Genomic DNA, 20,986 nt, shown 5'->3' on the forward strand with positions numbered 1-20,986 from the left:
AAGTGCTAGTCCTACAATGAAGAACTAGCGCTACTTTCCGATGCAAAATTTCTGGAATATGGCTCCGAGGACGTCCTCGACGTCCACCCGACCCAACAACCGGCCCAGAGCATAGGCGGCGGCGCGCAGCTCTTCGGCGGCGAGCTCTTCGCCCTCTTCTACAAGCTCGAGGCTCCGGCGCAAGTTGTCCGAGGCCCGGCGCAACAAGTCCCGCTGGCGGGCCCGGGTCACCACGGCGCCCTCACTGGTTCCAAAGAACTCGGCAGCAAACTTCACCAGGGCATCGACCAGTTCGGGAATGCCATCCCCCTGGCTCGCCGAGATACCGAACTCGCCGCGCGGCCCGACTTCCCCGGCCCCACCGAGATCGATCTTGTTGCGCACGATCCAGACCGAGCCGCCGGACAGACCGCTTCTATCGCCGGACTTCCACAGCGACCGCATCGAGTCGGGATCGACGGCCTGCTCGCCCTCCACCAGCCACAGCACGAGGTCAGCGTCTTCGGCCCGCGCCCGCGCCCGGCGCACACCCTCCTGTTCGACCGGATCATCCGTCTCGCGAATGCCGGCGGTGTCGATCACCGTAACCGGGTAACCATCGAGATCGAGCTGCACCTCGATCACGTCGCGCGTGGTGCCGGCGTGCGGCGAAACGATCGCGACCTCGCGACGTGCGAGCTGATTGATCAACGTCGACTTGCCGACGTTCGGCTCTCCGGCGATCGCAACAACGAGGCCATCGCGCAGACGTTCAGCTTGTCCCTGTGCCGCAAGGACTTCTGCGATTTCGTCATGCAGGGCCTTGATCGCCTTGACCGCGGGCGCCATCAACTCGGCGGGCACGTCGCCTTCATCAGAGAAATCAATGCCGGCCTCGATCAGCGCCGAAGCCTCGATGATACGCTCACGCCAGTCGCGCGCGCGATGACCCAAGAGGCCCTGCAACTGACGCAACGCCTGACGACGCTGGCGATCGGTATCGGCGTGAATGAGATCGTCGAGGCCCTCGGCCTCGGTGAGGTCGAGCTTGCCGTTCTCGAAAGAACGCCTGGTAAACTCGCCCGGCTCGGCCGCCCGCGCATTCGGAATTTTAGAAATTGCGGCGAGAAGCGCGGCCAGCACCGCGCGGCCGCCATGGACGTGAAATTCGGCGATGTCCTCACCCGTGGCACTGCCTGGCCCGGGAAACCAGAGCACGACCGCGTCATCGATCGGCTGGCGATCGGGGTCACGCAGCAGCCGGCGACTCGCCAGCCGCGGTTCGGGCAGCTTGCCCGCAAGCGTCGTCAGCACGAAGCTGGCTTGAGGGCCCGAGACGCGCACCACGGCGATCGCGCTCGGCGCTCGGCCGGACGACAGCGCAAAGATGGTCTGGTCTCGCGGATGCATGGCCTATTTGTCCGGCTACCAGCAAAAAGGCAAACGCCCGTTTTGGGGGCTCTCGCGACCCCCCTTGCCACGGGCCTGCTGGCAGTAACCTCTATATTGCAATGCAACATTGGAAACAGCGTTTTGCTGGAGAAGTTCCTGAGGAGTGTTCTGCGTCGTTGGCCCTAATTTAAAAATATAATAATAAAAACAGATACTTAAATTCAATCCAGTCGATCGCCAACTCATTCGCTTTGCTGCACTTTTCCTGCAGCAACGCCGCACAAAAAAAGGGCGCCAAAAGGCGCCCTTTTCGATCGTTTCAGCCGCAGCAGGCTTACGTGTTCATCGAATCGAAGAACTCCGAATTGCTCTTGGTCGAGCGCAGCTTGTCGAGCAGGAAGTCGATCGCGTCCATGGTGCCCATGGGGTTCAGGATGCGGCGGAGCACGTACATCTTCTTCAGCACCTGCGGATCGGTAATGAGCTCCTCCTTGCGGGTGCCGGAGCGCGAGATATCGATCGCCGGGAAGGTGCGCTTGTCCGAGACCTTACGGTCCAGGATGAGTTCGGAGTTACCGGTTCCCTTGAACTCTTCGAAGATGACTTCGTCCATGCGGCTGCCGGTATCGACCAGCGCGGTCGCGATGATGGTCAGCGAGCCGCCCTCCTCGATGTTGCGGGCGGCACCGAAGAAGCGCTTCGGGCGCTGGAGCGCGTTGGCGTCGACACCGCCCGTCAGCACCTTGCCGGATGACGGAACCACGGTGTTGTAGGCGCGGCCGAGGCGGGTGATCGAATCGAGCAGGATCACGACATCGCGGCCGTGCTCGACGAGACGCTTGGCCTTTTCGATCACCATTTCGGCGACCTGGACGTGGCGCACCGCCGGTTCGTCGAAGGTCGAGGACACGACCTCGCCCTTCACCGAGCGCTGCATGTCCGTGACTTCTTCCGGACGCTCGTCGATCAGAAGCACGATCAGATAGCAATCCGGGTGATTCGCGGTGATCGAATGCGCGATGTTCTGCATCAGCACGGTTTTACCGGTGCGCGGCGGCGCGACGATCAAGGCGCGCTGGCCCTTGCCGATCGGCGCAACGATGTCGATCACGCGTGCCGAAAGATCTTTCCGCGTCGGATCGTCGATTTCCATGCGGAAACGCTGATTCGGAAACAGCGGCGTGAGGTTGTCGAAATTGACCTTGTGCCTGGCCTTTTCCGGATCCTCGAAATTGAGCGTGTTGACCTTCAGCAGCGCGAAATAGCGTTCGCCTTCTTTCGGGCTGCGGATGTGGCCTTCGATGGTATCGCCGGTGCGCAGGCCGAATCGACGGATCTGCGATGGCGAGACGTAGATGTCGTCCGGGCCCGGCAGATAATTGGCGTCCGGCGAGCGGAGAAAGCCGAAACCGTCGGAGAGTACCTCGACGACGCCTTCGCCGACGATGTCGGTTTCAGCCAGCGCAAGCTGCTTGAGGATGGCGAACAGCAGCTCCTGCTTGCGCATGGTGCTGGCATTCTCGACCCCGTTCTCTTCCGCGAACGAGACGAGCTCGGCCGGCGTTTTCGACTTGAGGTCCTGAAGTTTAATTTCCCGCATTGGGGTGGTCCTGTGGGGTAACCTTGGGAGGGGTGCGAGGAGGCTCTGAAATGCGGACGTGAGAAGGTAAGGTCCGCAGGTCTGGCAAGGTGAGTGCCGGTGAGGCTTCAAACCTGATGCGGCGTCCGGCCTTCAAGAAGCTCGGACACAACCACATCCGCCTGCGTTGGGTGGGATGTCGATAATATAGAAAATCGCTTCCCGCTCCGCAAGCAGAAGCGCGGGGCGATTGATTGCCGGTCTTGCCTAGAACGGTTTCACGATCACCATGATGACGATGACAACCAGCAGGGCGGTCGGCACCTCATTGATAATCCGATAGAATTTCTGGCTCCGCGGACGCCGGTCGGCGGCGAAATCCTTCAGCCAGCGCGAAAAAAAAGCCGTGGACCGCGGACATCACCAGAACCAGTGCCAGTTTTACGTGCAGCCAGCCGAAAGTGAACCAATGGCCGGCCCAGGCGAGATAGAGCCCGGCGAGCCAGGTCACGATCATCGCGGGGTTGATGATCGCCTTGAGCAGCCGGCGTTCCATCACCTTGAAGGTTTCGGACTGTTTCGAGCCGATTTCGGCCTCGCAGTGATAAACGAACAGTCGTGGCAGATAGAGCATGCCCGCCATCCAGGAGATGACGGCGATCACGTGCAGCGCCTTGATCCAGAGATAGAGGTCTTCAAACATGTCCTGGGTCCGAATTGCGCGCTCGGCGTAGCGATCGCTGGGGATAGTAAGAACTCGTTAAGGTCTCACCTGCACACATATCCGTCCGTAGTGCCCTTCTCAAATCTAGAATCTTAGATTCTTAAGGTTTGAGTCTATGTGACCGTGGATTGGACTCACGCAATTCCGTCCGCAAGTTCACGCGCGTTTGTTCACATCCGTCAACATATCCCGGATGGCTCTGGTCGCTCAGGATAAGTCGGCCAGCTTCAAAGGCTTGCGCGTTTCTGTCGGGAGCTTATCAAGGGGGTTGTCCGCGCAATCCCGTTTCCGTCTCGACAGGGCGCCGGACTTGTTCTGACGGGCAGCGGTGTGAAGAAAATTGGCCGTTGTCCCGCCCCTGGTGTCGCACATCCCTTTCCGAGGGGTTAAGCTCCACAGAAATCCACAAACTGCCCCGTCGAAATTCAAAGAGTTTTTGTGCCGACCTCGAACAATTATTTCCATCTTCACCTCGTCTCCGACTCCACCGGCGAGACGCTGATTACCGTGGCGCGCGCGGTCGCCGCCCAATACGCCAACGTGACGCCGGTCGAGCATGTCTATCCGCTGGTGCGCAGCCAGAAGCAGCTCGATCGCGTGCTCGACGAGATCGAGGAAGCGCCGGGGATTGTGCTGTTCACGTTGCTCGAGAAGGATCTGGTCTCGCGGCTCGAGGACAAGTGCAAGGAGATCAATGTTCCGAGCCTGTCGATCATCGGTCCGGTGATGCAGCTGTTCGAGGCCTATCTTGGCGCTGCGACCACGGGTCGTGTCGGCGCCCAGCACGTCCTCAATGCGGAATATTTCAAGCGCATCGACGCGCTGAACTACACGATGATTCATGACGACGGCCAGCACGTCGAAGGTCTCGATGATGCCGACGTCGTGCTCGTTGGCGTCTCACGCACCTCCAAAACGCCAACTTCGATCTATCTGGCCAATCGCGGCATCCGCACCGCCAACGTTCCGCTGGTTCCAGGCATTCCGGTGCCTTCGCAACTGGAGACGCTGATCCGGCCGCTCGTGGTGAGTCTGCATGCGACACCGGAACGCTTGATCCAGGTTCGCCAGAACCGTTTGCTCTCCATGGGCGCCAATTCGGGCAGTGACACCTATACCGACAGGCAGGCGGTCGCCGACGAAGTCGCGTTCGCCCGCAAGCTCAGCGCCAAGCACGATTGGCCCCTGCTCGATGTGACCCGGCGCTCGATCGAGGAAACTGCTGCGGCGATCATGAAGCTCTATACCGACCGCCAGCGTAACCGGCCCTCGGAATAGTCTTCGCGATGGGTCAGTGGCTCGGCAATTCTCCGTTGATCCTGGCGTCGCAAAGCAGCGCGCGCAAAATGCTGCTGGCGAATGCCGGTCTCGAATTCGAGGCAGTCACAGCCGACATCGATGAGCGCGGGATTCAGACCGCTTCGAAACTTTCAAACCCGCGCGAGATCGCCCTGTTGCTGGCGCGTGAGAAGGCAAAGGCGGTATCGGCCAATCGCCCGGGCAGCTACGTGATCGGCGCCGATCAGACGCTGGCCCTTGGCGAGCGTCTCTTCAACAAGCCCGCCGGCCGTGTGCAGGCGACGGCGCAGTTGCGCGATCTGGCCGGCAACTGCCATGAGCTGAATTCCGCCGTGGCTGTGGCGCATGACGGCAAGATTGTCTTCGAGGATGTCTCCGTGGCCCGCATGACCATGCGGCAGATGACCGAGGCTGATCTTTCAGCCTATCTCGACGCCGCCGGCGATGCGGTCACGACCAGCGTCGGCGCCTATCAGCTCGAGGGCCTTGGCGTCCATCTGTTCGAGCGCATCGAGGGCGACCATTTCACCATTCTCGGCCTGCCGCTGCTGCCCCTGCTTGCGTTCCTGCGGCGCGAACGGCTAGTTGCGGTGTGAATGACAGACATGGCTGTGGGCTGATGCGGATCCTTGGACTGACCGGCTCGATCGGAATGGGCAAATCCACCACCGCGAAATTGTTCGCGGAAGCCGGCGTTCCCGTCTACGACGCCGACGCTGCCGTCCACCAGCTCTACGAGGGCGAGGCTGCCCCGGCGATTGAGGCCGCCTTCCCGGGGACCACCGTGAACGGCAAGGTCGATCGGCCAAAACTGTCCGCGCGCGTCGTGCACGATCCTGCCGCGATCAAGCAGCTCGAGCAGATCGTCCATCCGATGCTTGGCGCCTCCCGGCAAAAATTCTTTGGCGACGCTGAAGCGGCCAAAGCGCCGGTCGTGGTTCTCGACATCCCGCTGCTGTTCGAGACCGGCGGCGAGAAGCGCGTCGACGCTGTCGTCGTCGTGTCGACCTCGCCGGAACTGCAGCGCGAGCGCGTGCTGGCGCGCGGCACGATGGACGAGGCAAAACTCGACGCCATCATCGCCAAGCAGACGCCCGACGCCGAAAAGCGCCGGCGTGCCGATTTCGTGGTGGATACGTCATACGGACTTGAGCCTGTGCGGACGCAAATCACGCACATCCTGGCCGAGGTCGTTAAGATGCCGCAGCGGCGAGCCTGATTCGTCGCCTTTATACGGCGTCCCAAAATCATGCGTGAAATCGTTCTCGATACCGAAACCACCGGCCTCGATCCGCTCCGCGGCGATCGGCTGGTTGAAATCGGCTGCGTCGAGATTTTCAACCGCATGCCGACGGGTCAGACGTATCACGTCTATATCAATCCCGAACGGGACATGCCGGCGGAAGCCTTTGCGGTGCACGGGCTGTCAGCCGAATTCCTGTCGACCAAGCCGTTATTCCACGAGGTCGTCGACGCGTTTCTGGGGTTCATTGGCGATGCGCCGCTGGTGATCCACAACGCTTCGTTCGACATCAGCTTCATCAATGCCGAGCTCGACAAGATCAAGCGCGCGGCGATCCCGCGGGAGCGGTTGGTCGATACGCTGCTGCTGGCGCGGCGCAAGCATCCGGGTGTGTCGAACCGACTTGACGATCTCTGTTCGCGCTATTCGATCGACAATTCACACCGCACCAAGCACGGCGCGTTGCTCGACGCCGAGCTCCTGGCTGAGGTCTATGTCGACCTGGTCGGAGCGCGGCAGTCGCAGCTGCTCCTGGCTTCGGAGAGCGACGAGATCCGTGTCAATGCGGCCGGCGACGCGCCCCGGCGGCTGCGGCCTGTGCCGCTTGCGCCGCGGATTTCAGACGCCGAGCGCGAGGCCCACCGGGCCTTCATCGCAACGCTCGGCGACAAGGCGATCTGGAACGAGTTCCTGCCCGCTCCAGCCGCCCCTCCGGCCGGTTAGGCTTGGCCGGCCGGCTGACCACCGGCGGCCATTTGCCGCTCCATGTTCTGACGATAGAGACCGACGAAGTCGACCGGATCCAGCATCAGGGGCGGGAACCCGCCGTCGCGCACCGCGGTCGCGATGATCTCGCGGGCGAACGGGAACAGCAGGCGCGGGCATTCGATCATGACCAGCGGGTGCAGATTTTCCTTCGGCACGTTGACGATCCGGAACACGCCGGCATAGGCGAGCTCGAACGAAAACATCACCTTGCCCGCGGTCTCGGCCTTGCCCTCGACCGACAGCGTCACCTCGAACTCATGTTCGCTGAGATTGTTGGCGCTGACGTTGATCTGAATGTTGATCTGGGGCTGCTGGCCCTGCTGCTGGAGCGAGCTCGGCGCGTTCGGATTTTCGAACGAAAGATCCTTGGTATATTGCGCCAGCACGTTGAGCTGGGGAGCCTGGGCCGCCTCGGGAGGGGTGCCATTGCCGTTGGTCATAAGAGTCTCTCCTTACCCGATTGGGGCTGAATTTCGCGGCGGTTGGCTAACATAAGGCCGCCTCATTCCACAAGGACGAACGGTCCCGGATGGGGAATCCGGGCCGCGCCCACAACTGTCACGTTCACCCCGCTCCTTCGGCGAAATCGCACGTTAAACGATTGAAGATGCGCGATTTCCGGGCAGGATCGGGTTTCCCCTTAAGCATAAAACGCGCTACACTCGCCGCTGTGCCAAAAGGCGCCATTGGCCGGGCAAGATTTCGTGCCTACATGCCACGGACCTGACGCGGACCTAAAATGGTGATGTAGACTTGCCGTTTCCGTATGGAACGGTCTACTGGCCGGATTGATTTTCCCGGCGGCGACCCCTTTTAGACGGCCCCTTTCTAGAGAAGACCAGAAAGCGAATACGACGTGGACATCTACACCATCATCTTCCTGGCGCTGGCGGTCTTTATTTTCCTGCGGCTGCGCAGCGTGCTGGGACAGCGGACGGGCAATGAGCGGCCGCCTTTCGACCGCACCGCCGCCCGCAACGCGCTGGGGGGTGCCCAAGACAAGAACGTCGTGACCATGCCGGGCAAGGTGATCGACCAGGCCCCGCTGGCGCCGACGGCCGAGCCGACCCCGCCCTCCGACCGCTGGAAGGGCCTGGCCGAGCCGGGCACTGCGCTCGCTCAGGGTCTCGATGCTATCGTCGACAAGGATTCCACCTTCGACCCGCGCCACTTCATCTCGGGCGCCCGTGGTGCCTACGAGATGATCGTGCTGGCCTTCGCCAATGGCGACCGCCGCGCGCTGCGCGATCTCTTGTCGTCAGAGGTCTATGAAAGCTTCGATGCTGCGATCAAGGACCGCGAGAAGAACGAGCAGAAGACCGAGACGCGGTTCGTCTCGATCGACAAGGCCGAGCTCGTCGGCGCCGAGCTGCGCGATCGTACCGCCCAGCTCACCGTGCGCTTCGTCTCGCAGATGATCTCGGTCACCCGCGACAAGGCCGGCAGCATCGTCGACGGCAGCGCCGACACGGTCGCCGACATCACCGACATCTGGACTTTCGCCCGCGATACCACCTCTCGCGATCCGAACTGGAAGCTGGTTGGCACCGGAAGCGCTAATTAAGGTTTTCCTGAAGAACAGCGCGACGGCGCTCTGCGCAGGTGTCGTCGCGCTCTCCTCGTTTTCGCTCGGCGCCGAGGCGGCGCGGCGCCACTATCGCAGCCATCATCATCTCCCGGAATTGCCGGCCGCCCCGCCGCGGCACTTGCCCTATCCGCAACTTCCACTGCCATTCGAAATTCCCGGCGCGCAATATCTGCCGCTGGCCTGGGCAGACGTGAAGGGCTGGAGCGATGACGATCATCTTGCTGCCTACAAGACGTTCCGCGCGAGCTGCCGGTCGATCAACGGGCAGACCGGCGCTCCCGAACCGAAGGCGCTGGGTGCTTCGCTGAGCGAGCCCTGCCGAGCCGCCAAGTCGCTTGAGCTCACCGACGACGCCAAAGCCAAAACCTTCTTCGAGCAGAATTTCGCGCCGCTGCGCATCTCCCGTCTCGGTGAGCCCGATGGGTTTGTCACCGGCTACTATGAGCCGGTGCTGGAGGGATCGCGAACGCAGACCGATGTCTACAACGTGCCGGTCTATCGCCGCCCGTCGAACCTGTTCGTGCGCGGCTACAAGCAGGACTCGGTCAGCCTGCCCAACAAGGGCCCGGTCTATCGCAAGATCGGCCGCCGCAAGCTCGTGCCCTATTACGATCGCGGCGAGATCGAGGACGGCAAGATCGCCGGCCGCGGGCTGGAAATCGCTTGGCTGAAGGACCCGACCGATCTGCTGTTCGCCCAGATCCAGGGCTCGGCGCGAATCAAGTTCGACGACGGCACCACGGTCCGGCTCAACTACGACGCCTATAACGGCTATCCCTACACGGCGGTCGGTCGCATCCTGATCGAGCGCGGCATCATTCCGAAGGAAGAGATGTCGATGCAGAAGATCAGGGAGTGGATGGCGCAGAACCCCGATGGCGCCAGGGAGCTGCGCCGCCAGAACCGAGCCTACATCTTCTTCCGCGAGGTCAATCTGTCCGACAAGGACGAGGCGGTCGGCGCGCAAGGCATTCCGCTGACGGCCGGCCGCTCGATCGCGGTCGACAAGTCGCTGCATGTCTACGGCACGCCCTTCTTCATCGAGGGCGAGCTGCCGATCGATTCGGAGCGCTCGAAGACGCCGTTCCATCGGCTGATGATCGCGCAGGATACCGGCTCGGCCATCATCGGTCCGGCGCGTGCCGATCTCTATTTCGGCGCCGGCCACGAGGCCGGCCGCGTCTCGGGCCGGCTGCGCCACGCGATGCATTTCGTGATGCTGGTGCCGAAGAGCCTCGATCCCACTATGCGCGGCGCGCGGCTGCCGGTACCCGACCCGCGGCCATCGGAAAAGATCGCAAAGCTGTTTCCGCAAACCGATCCCGCCAAGGATTCTGCCAAGGATCCGAAGAGCGCGGCGGCCGCGGTGAAGCCGGCTGAATCAAGCAAGGCTGGCGCGGCCTCTTCCACCGTGCCACAAGCCAGGGACGCCACCGTTGCGGTGGCAAGCCCGGTGCCGCTGCCGGAGCCGCGTCCCAACATCAAGCCCGACCGCGAGCAGCGCAAGCGCGTGAATCGTCGTTCCAACTGGCAATGAAGCGATCGTCTCGTCCGCCCGTGCTTGAGCCTCGTCCCTCGCCGCGCCGCCGCACGCTGAGCGAGGAAGAGCGCGAGCTGTGGGACCTCGTCGCCAAACATATCAAGCCGCTCAGGAAGCATCGCGTGGCAAAGGCGCAAGCCGCCCCGCGCGCCGAGCCTTCACCCGTCGCGCCCGCCGTGAGACCTGCTTCGTCGCCAAGGCCCGTTGCCGCTGCGCCGGCGCCGCGCGTGGTAAAACCGGCCATGCCGCCGCTGGCGCCGCTCGGCAAGCGCGAGCGGGCAAAACTGTCGCGCGGCCGCAGCGAGATCGAGGCGCGCCTCGATCTGCACGGTATGACCCAGATGCGCGCCCATCGCGCCTTGACCGGCTTCCTGCACCGCGCCCATCACGACGGCCTGACCTTCGTGCTGGTCATCACCGGCAAGGGCCGGAGCGGCGGCGAAAGCGGCGTGCTTCGCCGCCAGGTGCCGGAATGGCTGAGCCTGCCGGAATTCCGCGCCTTCGTCGTCGGATTTGAAGAGGCGCATATCGGCCATGGCGGCGAGGGCGCGCTTTACGTGCGAATCCGCCGGGCTAGAATTTAGAGAGCATGATCCGGAAAAGTGGCGACCGGTTTTCCCTCGCGACAAACGCGGAACGCGTTTGCGCGGAGATCAGGCAGACCGCCCAGTTCGAAATCCAGCGCGAAAACAGGCACGCCGAGGATGTTGTAGGGCAGGCGGCCCCAGGTGTCCGAATTACAAAATGAACCGGCTGAGATCGGCGTTCTTGGCGAGGTCGCCGACGTGCTTCTGCACGAAGTCCGCGTCGATCCGGACGGTCTCGCCGCTGCGGTCGGGCGCAGTGAAGGAGATCTCGTCCAGCACCCGCTCCATCACCGTCTGCAGCCGCCGCGCGCCGATGTTCTCGACGGTGGAGTTGACGGCCACGGCGACGTCGGCGAGCGCGTCAATGGCGCTGTCGGTGATGTCGAGCGTCACGCCCTCGGTCTGCATCAAGGCGACATATTGCTTGATCAGCGAGGCCTCGGGCTCCGTCAAAATGCGCCGCATGTCGTCGCGGGTCAGCGCCTGCAACTCGACGCGGATCGGCAGGCGGCCCTGCAATTCCGGCAACAGGTCGGACGGCTTTGCGACGTGGAAGGCGCCCGATGCAATGAACAGGATGTGGTCGGTCTTCACCGCGCCGTGCTTGGTCGAGACCGTGGTGCCCTCGATCAGCGGCAAGAGATCGCGCTGCACGCCCTCGCGCGAGACGTCGCCGCCGACGCGGCCCTCGCGCGCGCAGATCTTGTCGATCTCGTCCAGGAACACGATGCCGTTGTTCTCGACCGCGCTGATCGCCTCCAGCGTCAACTGGTCAGCGTCCAGCAGCTTGTCGGATTCCTCGTTGACGAGGATCTCGTGCGAACCCTCGACCGTCAGCCGCCGCGTCTTGCTGCGGCCGCCCAGCTTGCCGAAGATGTCGCCGATCGAGATCGCGCCCATCTGCGCGCCCGGCATGCCCGGGATTTCGAACATCGGCATGCCGCCGCCGGACGACTGCGTCTCGATTTCGATTTCCTTGTCGTTGAGTTCGCCGGCGCGCAGCTTCTTGCGGAAGGATTCCCGCGTCGCGGAGCTGGCATTGGCACCGACCAGCGCGTCGAGCACGCGCTCTTCCGCCGCGAGCTGGGCGCGCGCCTGCACGTCCTTGCGTTTGCGCTCGCGCACCTGGATGATCGCGACCTCGACGAGATCGCGCACGATCTGCTCGACGTCGCGGCCGACATACCCGACCTCGGTGAATTTCGTGGCTTCCACCTTCAGGAACGGCGCATTTGCGAGCCTGGCGAGCCGGCGCGCGATCTCGGTCTTGCCGACGCCGGTCGGGCCGATCATCAGGATGTTCTTCGGCAGCACCTCCTCGCGCAAGGATCCAGTGAGCTGCTGCCGTCGCCAGCGGTTGCGCAGCGCGATTGAGACGGCGCGCTTGGCATCGGTCTGGCCGACGATGAAACGGTCGAGTTCGGAAACGATTTCGCGGGGGGAGAAGTCTGTCATGGGATCTTAGCTAGGGTTAGATGCGGGCCGGGACAAGCTGCATTTTTCGGCGTCAGATGATGGGCGGGCCGGACTGCCATTGCTTCACGGCGTCGATCGGATGGATCAGCATCAGGATATTCAGCGTCAGATTGTCGCGAATATGGAGCGCCATCATGATTTCGAAGGCGAGCCCGATCACGACGGTGGCCGGGACCGGCAGCACGCGCGCGGTGAGGAACCCCAGCACCATGAACAGCGTGTCCGAGACCGAATTGACGATGCTGTCGCCGTAGTAGTCCAGTGAGATCGTGCCGGCGCGGTAGCGCTCGATGATGAATGGTGAGTTCTCGACGAGCTCCCAGGCGCCCTCGATCAGCATGGCGATGATCAGCCGTGCCGGCCAGGACAGGAGTAGCCAAGGCAGGCGCACGAACAAGAGCCAGGTCAAGCCGTAGAACAGGAAGCCGTGGAGGACGTGCGAAAAACTGTACCAGTCGGCAATGTGCTGGGAGTTCTCCGAACTGTTCACCACGCCATGCCACAGCTTGACGTAGCCGCAGGTGCAGATCGGCACCCGCCCCATCGCGAACAGGATCGAGGCCTGCAGCGCCAGCAGCGACAGGGCGATGCCGACCCATAGTGCCGGCGCGAGCGCGGGTTGGGTCGTGCTGGAGCTGCGGGCCAATGCCATGGCCTAGCCGGTCGCCAGGCTTTCGATGGTCACATTGCGGTTGGTGTAGACGCAGATGTCGGCGGCGATGTCGAGGGAGCGGCGGACGATGGTTTCGGCGTCCTTGTCGGTGTCGACCAGGGCCCGCGCCGCGGCCAGGGCATAGTTGCCGCCGGAGCCAATCGCCATCACGCCGGCCTCGGGCTCGAGCACGTCGCCGGTGCCGGTCAGGACCAGGGAGACGTCCTTGTCGGCCACGATCATCATCGCCTCCAGCCGCCGCAGGTAACGGTCGGTGCGCCAGTCCTTGGCGAGCTCGACCGCGGCCCGGGTCAATTGCCCCGGATATTGCTCGAGTTTGGATTCCAACCGCTCAAAGAGCGTGAAGGCGTCGGCGGTGGCGCCGGCAAAGCCGCCGATCACGTCGCCCTTGCCGAGTTTCCGGACTTTCTTGGCGTTGGACTTGATGACGGTCTGGCCGATCGAGACCTGGCCGTCGCCACCGACCACCACCTTGCCGCCCTTGCGGACCGTCAAAATCGTGGTGCCGTGCCAGACCGGCGAGCTGTTCTGGGAATTCTGCATGAAATACCTCGTTGTCCGGCCTGATTTAGGCGGTCAGGGGCAGGGGCACAACGGGCCGTTCCGGCCTCAAATTTCGCTCACCATAGGCCCAAGATAAGCTCAAGTGCTGCCCTGCTAAGGCGTTACCGCAGTAGCGAAGGCGTCATTTGGCTGTTAAAAGACCGCCGTTTTCGGCTCAAAAGAGCATGATCCGGAAAAGTGGGTACCGGTTTTCCGAGAAGATCATGCTCAAAACCAAAGTGGAAACCGCTTTTCCATGCGCACCGCGACGATCAAGCGCAAGACCAAGGAGACCGACATCGAGGTGACCGTGAACCTCGATGGATCCGGCGTGTCCAATATCGCGACCGGCATCGGCTTTTTCGACCATATGCTCGATCTCCTCGCCCGCCATTCCCGCATCGACCTCACGGTCAAGGCGGTGGGCGATTTGCACATTGATTATCACCATACGACCGAAGACACCGGTATTGCGCTCGGCCAGGCCGTCAAGCAGGCGCTCGGCAACATGGCGGGCATCACCCGCTATGCCGGCATCCACATGCCCATGGACGAGACGCTGTCGCGCGTCGTCATCGACATCTCGGGCCGCCCGTTCCTGGTGTTCAAGGTCGACTTCCCCCGCGACAAGATCGGCGAGTTCGACACCGAGCTGGTGCGCGAGTGGTTCCAGGCCTTCGCCATGAACGCGGGCGTGACTCTCCACGTCGAGACCCTATATGGCGATAACAGCCATCATATCGCCGAGTCCTGCTTCAAGGGTCTGGCGCGGACGCTGCGAGCGGCGGTCGCGATCGATCCGAAGGCGGCGGGTGAAATCCCGTCCACCAAGGGCTCGCTCGGCGGCTGACGTCTCGGGCCGGCAGCGCGCGCCGCTTGCGGTATCACTGAATTCGAAGAACGGGGCATCGCCATGCCTGTCTATACAGTTCATGCTCCCTCCCCTGCCGGAGCCGATCTGCGCGCGACCGATAGGTTTGTCTTCGTGCGCGACGGCTTCCATTTCTGGGCCATGATCTTCGGCCCGCTCTGGCTGTTGTGGAATCGGCTGTGGCTGGCGCTGATCGGCTGGGTGATCTTCGTCGCCGCGTTCAACGCGGGGCTCTCCAGCCTGGGCATCGGCCGCAGCTCGATCTTCCTCGCCGATGTCATCGTCGCGCTGCTGATGGGCTTTGAGGCCTCGAGCCTGCGCCGCTGGACCCTCTCGCGCGGCAAGTGGCGTCAGCTCGATGTCGTAATTGCCGACGACGAGGATACCGCCGAGCGTCGCTTCTTCGAGCGCTGGAGCCAGAAGCAGCACGGCATCGTCAACGATCAATGGGCCGTTGATCGCGGCGGCCCGCCACCGACCCGCAATGCGCCAGGTCAGCAATTTTCGAACCCGCCGCCGCTGCCGGCGGGCGGCATTATCGGATTGTTTCCAGAACCGGGAAGGTCAAGATGAGCATCGCCATCATCGATTACGGTTCCGGTAATCTGCATTCCGCCGCCAAGGCGTTCGAGCGCGCTGCGCGCAGCCTGGAGCATCCGCAGAAGGTCTTCGTCACCAGCGATCCGGACCAGGCCTATGGCGCTGACCGTCTGGTGCTGCCGGGCGTGGGCGCATTCGCCGATTGCCGGCGTGGGCTCGATGCGGTCAACGGCATGGTCGAGGCGATCACCGAAGCTGTGCGCGTCAAGGCGCGGCCGATGTTCGGCATCTGCGTCGGCATGCAGCTGTTCGCCACGCGCGGCAAGGAGCACGTCATCACTGAGGGCCTGAACTGGATCGGCGGCGACGTCGAAAAGATTACGCCGCGCGACGAAAGCCTGAAGATCCCGCACATGGGCTGGAACACGCTGGACGTGCTGCGCGAGCATCCGGTGCTGAACAAGCTGCCGCTCGGTCCCAAGGGCCAGCACGCCTATTTCGTGCACTCCTACCATCTCAACGCCGCCAATGAGGCGGACGTGCTCGCGCGTGCCGACTATGGCGGGCCGGTCACCGCGATCGTCGCGAAGGACACCGCCATCGGCACCCAGTTCCACCCCGAGAAGAGCCAGCGCTTCGGTCTGGCCCTGATCTCGAACTTTTTGCGATGGAAACCGTGATTCTCTTTCCCGCGATCGACCTCAAGAACGGCCAGTGCGTGCGCCTCGAGCAAGGCGACATGGCGCGCGCGACCGTGTTCAATCTCAATCCCGCCGCGCAGGCGCAGAGCTTTGCCGAGCAGGGCTTTGAGTATCTCCACGTCGTCGACCTCGACGGTGCGTTCGCCGGCAAGCCGGTGAATGCGCAGGCCGTCGAGGCCATGCTGACGACGATCAAGATCCCTGTGCAGCTCGGCGGCGGCATTCGCGATCTCGCGACCGTCGAAGCCTGGCTCGCCAAGGGCATTACTCGCGTCATCATCGGCACCGCCGCGGTGCGCGATCCGGAGCTGGTGAAGGCCGCGGCGAAGAAATTCCCTGGCCGCGTAGCGGTCGGTCTCGATGCCCGCGACGGCAAGGTCGCCGTCGAAGGCTGGGCCGAGACCTCGCAGGTGACTGTGCTGGAGATCGCGCAGCGTTTCGAGGATGCCGGCGTTGCCGCCATCATCTTCACCGACATCGCGCGCGATGGCCTGCTCAAGGGCTTGAACCTCGATGCGACGATCGCGCTGGCCGACGCCATCTCGATCCCCGTGATCGCCTCCGGCGGCCTCGCCTCGATCGAGGACGTCGAGGCGATGCTGACGCCGCGCGCCAAAAAGCTCGCCGGCGCGATCGCCGGCCGTGCGCTCTATGACGGCCGGCTCGATCCCGCTACCGCCCTCACCCTGATCCGTAACGCGCGCGCCGCGTAGGAGACATCAGATGTTCAAGGTGCGCGTGATCCCCTGCCTCGACGTCAAGGACGGCCGGGTCGTCAAGGGCGTCAACTTTGTCGATCTGCGTGATGCCGGCGATCCCGTCGAGGCTGCGATCGCCTATGACGCGGCCGGCGCGGACGAGCTCACTTTCCTCGACATCACTGCGACCCATGAGAACCGCGGTATCATGCTGGACGTGGTCCGGCGCACCGCGGAGGCCTGCTTCATGCCTGTTACCGTCGGCGGCGGCGTGCGCAAGGTCGACGATATCAGGACGTTGCTGCGCGCCGGCGCCGACAAGGTCTCCATCAACAGCGCCGCGGTGTCGCGGCGCGAGTTCGTCAAGGAAGCCGCTGAAAAGTTCGGCGGGCAGTGCGTAGTGGTCGCGATCGACGCCAAGCGGGTCAAGCGCCCCGGCGGCTCCGACCGCTGGGAGATATTTACCCATGGCGGCCGTAACTCGACCGGCATCGACGCCATCGAATATGCGCAGGAAGTGGTCTCGCTCGGCGCAGGTGAAATCCTGCTAACCTCGATGGACCGCGATGGCACCAGGCAGGGCTTCGACATCCCGCTGACCCGGGCGATCGCCGACAGCGTTTCCGTTCCCGTGATCGCCTCGGGCGGCGTCGGCAATCTCGATCATCTCGTCGACGGTATCCGCGACGGGCACGCCACCGCTGTGCTGGCCGCCTCGATCTTCCACTTCGGGGAATTCACCATCCGTGAAGCCAAGGAGCACATGGCCCGGCGCGGGTTGCCCATGCGCCTCGATCCCTGACGACTCCGGTTCATAAGAGTGCTACACAGGCCGACGGGGAATGGCCTCCGTCGGCCCGGTGTATTTCTGAGTAATTCCTATGTCGCGTTTCACGATCCACGATCTGGCCGAGACCATCGACGCCCGTGCGGCGGCCGGCGGCGAGAGCTCCTACACCCGCAAGCTCCTCGACAAGGGTGCCGAGCATTGCGCCAAGAAGTTCGGCGAGGAAGCAGTCGAAACCGTAATCGCAGCAGTCGAAAACGATCGCGCGCATCTGATCGCCGAGAGTGCTGACCTGCTCTATCACTTCCTTGTGCTGCTCAAGGCACGCGGCGTAAAATTGGAAGAGGTCGAGGCCGCGCTGGACAAGCGAACCTCGATGTCAGGGTTGGAAGAGAAGGCTTCGCGCAAGGGCCAGTAGATCCCAACGGAGAAGGTCGCGTCATGGATATCCGCGCTCCCGAGCAGCAGTATAATCCGTACCGGATCTATACGCGCGAAGAGTGGTCGCGTCTGCGCGACGACACGCCGATGACGCTGGAGCCGGGCGAGTTCGACCGGCTGCGTTCGCTGCACGATCGCCTCGATCTCCAGGAAGTCGAAGACATTTATCTTCCGCTGTCGCGCCTGCTCTCGATCTATGTCGATGCGATGCAGCGCCTGTATTACGCGGAGCGTCAGTTCCTCAACATCCGCGACCGCAAGGTGCCCTACATCATCGGCGTCGCCGGCTCGGTCGCGGTCGGAAAATCCACCACAGCCCGCGTGCTCCAGGCCTTGCTGGCGCGCTGGTCGCCGCGTCCGAAGGTCGAACTGATCACCACGGACGGATTTCTTTACCCGAAGGCCCTGCTCGAGCAGCAGGGCATCCTGCAGAAGAAGGGCTTTCCGGAGAGCTACGACCTGCCGCTGCTGCTCGGGTTCCTGTCCGATATCAAAGCGGGCCGCCGCCATGTGCGTTCGCCGGTCTATTCGCATTTGACCTACGACATCGTGCCGAACGAATGGATCGAGATCGACCAGCCCGACATCCTGATCGTCGAAGGCGTCAACGTGCTGCAGACCGGTAAGCTGCCGCGTGACGGCAAGGCGGTGCCCGTGGTCTCCGACTTCTTCGACTTCTCGGTCTATATCGACGCCGACGAGGCTGCGCTGCGGCAGTGGTACGTCAAGCGCTTCCTGGCGCTGCGCGACACCGCGTTCACCAATCCAAAATCCTACTTCAATCGCTACGCGCTGCTGTCGGACGAGGAAGCCACCGCCACAGCGATCGCGATCTGGGAGCGTACCAACCTCGCCAATCTCGAGGACAACATCCTGCCGACCCGTCCCCGCGCGACGCTGATCCTGAAGAAGGGCGCAGATCACGCAGTGGAGAGCGTGGCGCTCAGGCGGCTGTAGGCCCAGCTCCGTAGGGTAGGCAAAGGCGCGCTCTTCGCGCGCCGTGTCCACCATCTATCGATGTGGTCGAACGTGAATGGTGGGGACGCTACGCTTTGCCCACCCTACGGCTGGATGCTTCGTGGCTTGACTGTCCCCACATCGTCATTGCGAGCGCAGCGAAGCAATCCAGACTGTTTCCGCGGAGAGACTCTGGATTGCTTCGCTGCGCTCGCAATGACGGCGGAGGGACCTCTCTACACGGCCAGATGCCGTGACGCCGCGAGCCCGGCAAGCGCCTCCTCGAGCTTCTCGCGATCGAGCGGCTTGATCAGGAATCCATTCATGCCCGCCTCGAAGCACGCATAGCGATCCTCCACCAGCGTATTGGCGGTGAGCGCCAGGATCGGCGTGTGGCGGCCGCCCGTGGCTGCCTCATGCGCGCGGATGCGTTCTGTTGCCTCGATGCCGTCGAGCTGCGGCATCTGGATGTCCATCAGCACGAGATCATAGGGCGTGCCCGCGGATGAAGCGGCGAGCCAGGATTCCAGTGCGGCCTCGCCGTGGACGGCGATGACGACGCGATGTCCGAGCTTGCTCAGCAGCGAGCGCATCAAGAGTGCGTTGATCTCGTTATCCTCTGCGACGAGGATTGAAAGGCCTTTCGCCGGCACCGCACCTGCGGTGGATTCAACCGGAGGCTCCGGCGCCAGATCGGGCGAGGCGACCTCCGGCGTCAGCGCCAGGCGTGCGGCGAGCGAGGCCGCGCGCAGCGGCTTCACCAGAAAGCCGGTGAAGGCCGCCGAAATCTTCTCGTGGCGCGAGCTCGACGTCAGCAGCACCAGCCGTTGGGCCGCATGCGCGCGGGCGACCTCGCCCAGGCGGTCGACAACACCAGGACCGAGCGCACGGTCGATCAGCACCGCATGCCATGATCGCTCGGGCAGCAGTGCCTCAGCGACTGACGCGTCGGAGACCATGCAGGTCTGGCCGCCCCAGCGCTCCAGCCGCCGCGCGATCAGCGATGCCTCGATGCCGTCGGCAATCAGGAGGATCGACTTGCCGGCGAGGTCGGGACTCGGGAATGCCGACGGTCCTGCGCCGGCTTGCGATGCCGCTAGCGGGACCGCGACGTCGAAGGTCGAGCCCTTGCCCGGCTCGCTCTCCAGTGTGATCCGGCCGCCCATGCGGTTGACGATGCGCTCGCTGATGGCAAGGCCGAGCCCGGTGCCGCCATAGGTGCGGGCAACGCGCTCGTCGGCCTGCTCGAACTCGCGGAAGATGCGCGACTGCGCTTCCGGCGCGATGCCGATGCCGGTGTCGCGGACCAGGAAGCTGATCTCGTTCGGCCAGATGCCGGGCTCGACGATCAGCGCGACACCGCCGCTCGCAGTGAACTTGATGGCGTTGCCGGCGAGGTTGAGCAGCACCTGCCGCAGCCGCGCCGCGTCGCCGATGACCTCCAGCGATAGGCGCTCGTCGACATAGGCGGCGATCTCGAGCTTCTTCGCCTGCGCCCGGGGCGCGAGCAGCTCGGTGATCTCCTCGATCAGGGTGAAGAGCGCAAAAGGACGTTGTTCGAGATCGAGCTTGCCGGCCTCGATCCTGGAATAGTCGAGCAGCTCCTCGATCAGCGCCATCAGCGCTTCGCCGGAGGTTTTCACCGCCCTGGCGTAAGTCGTTTGCTCCGGCGTCAGCGTGGTGTCGAGCAGCAGCCCGCCCATGCCGATGATGCCGTTGAGCGGCGTGCGGATCTCATGCGAGGCCATCGCAAGGAAGCGCGACTTGGCGCGGTTGGCGGCGTCGGCCTGATCGCGCGCGTCGGACAGCGCACGCTCGGTCTCGGTGCGGTCCGTGACGTCGCGTCCCACGCTCTGCAATTCGGCGGGCTGGCCGGCATCGAGGCGGACATAGCCTTCGCGCCAGGCGATCCAGCGCGCGCCGAGCGGTGTGGCGATCTTCTGGTCGTGGATGCGCGTGCCGCTGGCTTCGCGGGCGCTGTCGCCCTGCTCTAGCAGGTCGAAATCGAAGCGCGTGCCGATCAGCGCACTGCGCGCCTGTCCCGCGAGGGCGCAATAAGCGTCGTTGGCAAAGGTGATGCGGCCCTGATGATCGCGCAGCACGATCAGGTCGCCCTGCTGTTCGAACAGGCTGCGGGCGCGTTCCTCGGCTTCCTTCAGCTCCCAATTGCGGTCGATAAGCACCTCGTTGTGGGCGGCCAGCGTGCGCAGCCGCTTGTTGACGAAGCGCAGCCGCATGCTCAGCGTGGCCAGGCCAAGGCAGGCGAGCGCGAACAGGAAGCTGGCGCCGATCGCGAATGCGTTGGGATCGTAGCCGGAATTCTCGGACCGGCTGCCGGAGACGAAACCGTAGGCGGCGCCAAAGGTCGCCGAGAAGATCATGAAGGAGCGGATCGCGAAGGCGGTCTTGGGATAGCGGCGCCTGAAGCGGCGCATGCGCACCTTGATCCGGAACGTTCGACCCATCGCCATCAACCCTGAACTCTTGTCCGAAACCTGCCACCGCCGCGTGCGACGATGTCTTGCCGACCTTGCGAACAGCTTGAGGCTTCGGGGCGGCTTCCAAACAGGGTTGACGAGGCGTTAACGCCAGCGCACCGG

Annotated in this window: 21 protein-coding genes and 1 pseudogene; 14 read left to right on the plus strand and 8 right to left on the minus strand. The window is 63.6% G+C overall.

The window, feature by feature from the left end; translation table 11 throughout:
* Positions 1-30 precede the first annotated feature (30 nt).
* The 3 genes and pseudogenes from mnmE to hemJ form a co-directional block, all read right to left on the minus strand.
* Entirely contained in the window at positions 31-1,389 is a 1,359-nt protein-coding gene (mnmE, locus tag AC630_RS08050) for a tRNA uridine-5-carboxymethylaminomethyl(34) synthesis GTPase MnmE (RefSeq protein ID WP_074117956.1), read from the minus strand.
* 316 nt (positions 1,390-1,705) lie between these two features.
* Positions 1,706-2,971, minus strand: a complete 1,266-nt coding sequence (gene rho, locus AC630_RS08055) for a transcription termination factor Rho (RefSeq protein ID WP_074117957.1) — start codon at positions 2,969-2,971, stop codon at positions 1,706-1,708.
* Positions 2,972-3,217: 246 nt separating this feature from the next.
* Positions 3,218-3,653: pseudogene (gene hemJ / locus AC630_RS08060) on the minus strand (protoporphyrinogen oxidase HemJ).
* Positions 3,654-4,112: 459 nt separating this feature from the next.
* Between hemJ and AC630_RS08065 the strand changes: the two are divergent.
* From AC630_RS08065 to dnaQ, 4 genes are read left to right on the plus strand one after another with little or no spacing between them, the layout of a single operon-like run.
* Positions 4,113-4,952, plus strand: a complete 840-nt coding sequence (locus AC630_RS08065; protein ID WP_074117958.1) for a pyruvate, water dikinase regulatory protein — start codon at positions 4,113-4,115, stop codon at positions 4,950-4,952.
* Between the two features lie 8 nt (positions 4,953-4,960).
* Complete coding sequence (locus tag AC630_RS08070; RefSeq protein ID WP_074117959.1) at positions 4,961-5,569, plus strand: Maf family nucleotide pyrophosphatase; 609 nt, start codon at positions 4,961-4,963, stop codon at positions 5,567-5,569.
* Positions 5,570-5,592: 23 nt separating this feature from the next.
* Positions 5,593-6,192, plus strand: coding sequence for a dephospho-CoA kinase (gene coaE, locus AC630_RS08075; protein WP_074117960.1), 600 nt, complete (start codon positions 5,593-5,595; stop codon positions 6,190-6,192).
* Between the two features lie 30 nt (positions 6,193-6,222).
* Positions 6,223-6,939, plus strand: coding sequence for a DNA polymerase III subunit epsilon (dnaQ, locus tag AC630_RS08080; protein ID WP_074117961.1), 717 nt, complete (start codon positions 6,223-6,225; stop codon positions 6,937-6,939).
* Here the strand turns inward: dnaQ and secB are convergent.
* Positions 6,936-7,424 (minus strand): protein-export chaperone SecB, encoded by a 489-nt coding sequence (gene secB, locus AC630_RS08085; RefSeq protein WP_074117962.1) that lies wholly within the window; start codon positions 7,422-7,424, stop codon positions 6,936-6,938. The two genes, dnaQ and secB, sit on opposite strands and share 4 nt — an antisense overlap.
* 416 nt (positions 7,425-7,840) lie before the next feature.
* Here secB and AC630_RS08090 point away from each other — a divergent pair, with 416 nt between their 5' ends.
* From AC630_RS08090 to AC630_RS08100, 3 genes are read left to right on the plus strand one after another with little or no spacing between them, the layout of a single operon-like run.
* Positions 7,841-8,548 (plus strand): Tim44/TimA family putative adaptor protein, encoded by a 708-nt coding sequence (locus AC630_RS08090; protein WP_074117963.1) that lies wholly within the window; start codon positions 7,841-7,843, stop codon positions 8,546-8,548.
* Positions 8,526-10,109 carry a murein transglycosylase A gene (gene mltA, locus AC630_RS08095; RefSeq protein ID WP_074117964.1) on the plus strand — a complete coding sequence of 528 codons (1,584 nt, stop codon included), beginning with the start codon at positions 8,526-8,528 and terminating at the stop codon, positions 10,107-10,109. The genes AC630_RS08090 and mltA overlap by 23 nt, the downstream gene beginning before the upstream one ends.
* On the plus strand, positions 10,106-10,696 hold the full coding sequence (locus AC630_RS08100; protein ID WP_074117965.1) for a Smr/MutS family protein: 591 nt from the start codon (positions 10,106-10,108) through the stop codon (positions 10,694-10,696). Before mltA ends, AC630_RS08100 begins: the two co-directional genes overlap by 4 nt.
* Before the next feature lie 153 nt (positions 10,697-10,849).
* On the opposite strand, the gene hslU is transcribed toward AC630_RS08100, so the two are convergent.
* The 3 genes from hslU to hslV are packed head-to-tail and all read right to left on the minus strand — an operon-like array spanning position 10,850 to position 13,391.
* Positions 10,850-12,154 (minus strand): ATP-dependent protease ATPase subunit HslU, encoded by a 1,305-nt coding sequence (gene hslU, locus AC630_RS08105; RefSeq protein ID WP_074117966.1) that lies wholly within the window; start codon positions 12,152-12,154, stop codon positions 10,850-10,852.
* Between the two features lie 52 nt (positions 12,155-12,206).
* On the minus strand, positions 12,207-12,827 hold the full coding sequence (locus AC630_RS08110; protein ID WP_074117967.1) for a DUF2585 domain-containing protein: 621 nt from the start codon (positions 12,825-12,827) through the stop codon (positions 12,207-12,209).
* A gap of 3 nt (positions 12,828-12,830) precedes the next feature.
* Positions 12,831-13,391, minus strand: coding sequence for an ATP-dependent protease subunit HslV (hslV, locus tag AC630_RS08115; RefSeq protein WP_074117968.1), 561 nt, complete (start codon positions 13,389-13,391; stop codon positions 12,831-12,833).
* Between the two features lie 256 nt (positions 13,392-13,647).
* On the opposite strand from hslV, the gene hisB reads away from it, so the two are divergent.
* The 7 genes from hisB to coaA all read left to right on the plus strand — a co-directional run bounded on the left by hisB (position 13,648) and on the right by coaA (position 18,386).
* On the plus strand, positions 13,648-14,241 hold the full coding sequence (gene hisB, locus AC630_RS08120) for an imidazoleglycerol-phosphate dehydratase HisB (RefSeq protein WP_074117969.1): 594 nt from the start codon (positions 13,648-13,650) through the stop codon (positions 14,239-14,241).
* A gap of 63 nt (positions 14,242-14,304) precedes the next feature.
* Positions 14,305-14,835, plus strand: a complete 531-nt coding sequence (locus AC630_RS08125; protein ID WP_074117970.1) for a DUF2628 domain-containing protein — start codon at positions 14,305-14,307, stop codon at positions 14,833-14,835.
* Complete coding sequence (hisH, locus tag AC630_RS08130) at positions 14,832-15,482, plus strand: imidazole glycerol phosphate synthase subunit HisH (protein WP_074117971.1); 651 nt, start codon at positions 14,832-14,834, stop codon at positions 15,480-15,482. The genes AC630_RS08125 and hisH overlap by 4 nt, the downstream gene beginning before the upstream one ends.
* Positions 15,479-16,216, plus strand: coding sequence for a 1-(5-phosphoribosyl)-5-[(5-phosphoribosylamino)methylideneamino]imidazole-4-carboxamide isomerase (gene hisA / locus AC630_RS08135; protein WP_074117993.1), 738 nt, complete (start codon positions 15,479-15,481; stop codon positions 16,214-16,216). The genes hisH and hisA overlap by 4 nt, the downstream gene beginning before the upstream one ends.
* 10 nt (positions 16,217-16,226) lie before the next feature.
* Positions 16,227-17,003: an imidazole glycerol phosphate synthase subunit HisF gene (hisF, locus tag AC630_RS08140; protein ID WP_074117972.1), complete on the plus strand. Its 777-nt coding sequence runs from the start codon at positions 16,227-16,229 to the stop codon at positions 17,001-17,003.
* A 79-nt stretch (positions 17,004-17,082) separates the two neighbouring features.
* Positions 17,083-17,406, plus strand: a complete 324-nt coding sequence (locus AC630_RS08145; RefSeq protein ID WP_074117973.1) for a phosphoribosyl-ATP diphosphatase — start codon at positions 17,083-17,085, stop codon at positions 17,404-17,406.
* A gap of 23 nt (positions 17,407-17,429) precedes the next feature.
* The gene (gene coaA / locus AC630_RS08150) at positions 17,430-18,386 is read left to right on the plus strand and encodes a type I pantothenate kinase (RefSeq protein ID WP_074117974.1); all 957 of its coding nucleotides are present in this window, start codon (positions 17,430-17,432) and stop codon (positions 18,384-18,386) included.
* Between the two features lie 236 nt (positions 18,387-18,622).
* Here the strand turns inward: coaA and AC630_RS08155 are convergent, their stop codons facing one another.
* A complete protein-coding gene (locus AC630_RS08155) occupies positions 18,623-20,857 on the minus strand; it encodes an ATP-binding protein (RefSeq protein WP_083636148.1) in 2,235 nt (744 codons plus the stop codon).
* Positions 20,858-20,986 lie beyond the last annotated feature (129 nt).

Source organism: Bradyrhizobium sp. AS23.2, from assembly GCF_001908185.1.
Classification (GTDB): Bacteria; Pseudomonadota; Alphaproteobacteria; order Rhizobiales; family Xanthobacteraceae; genus Bradyrhizobium.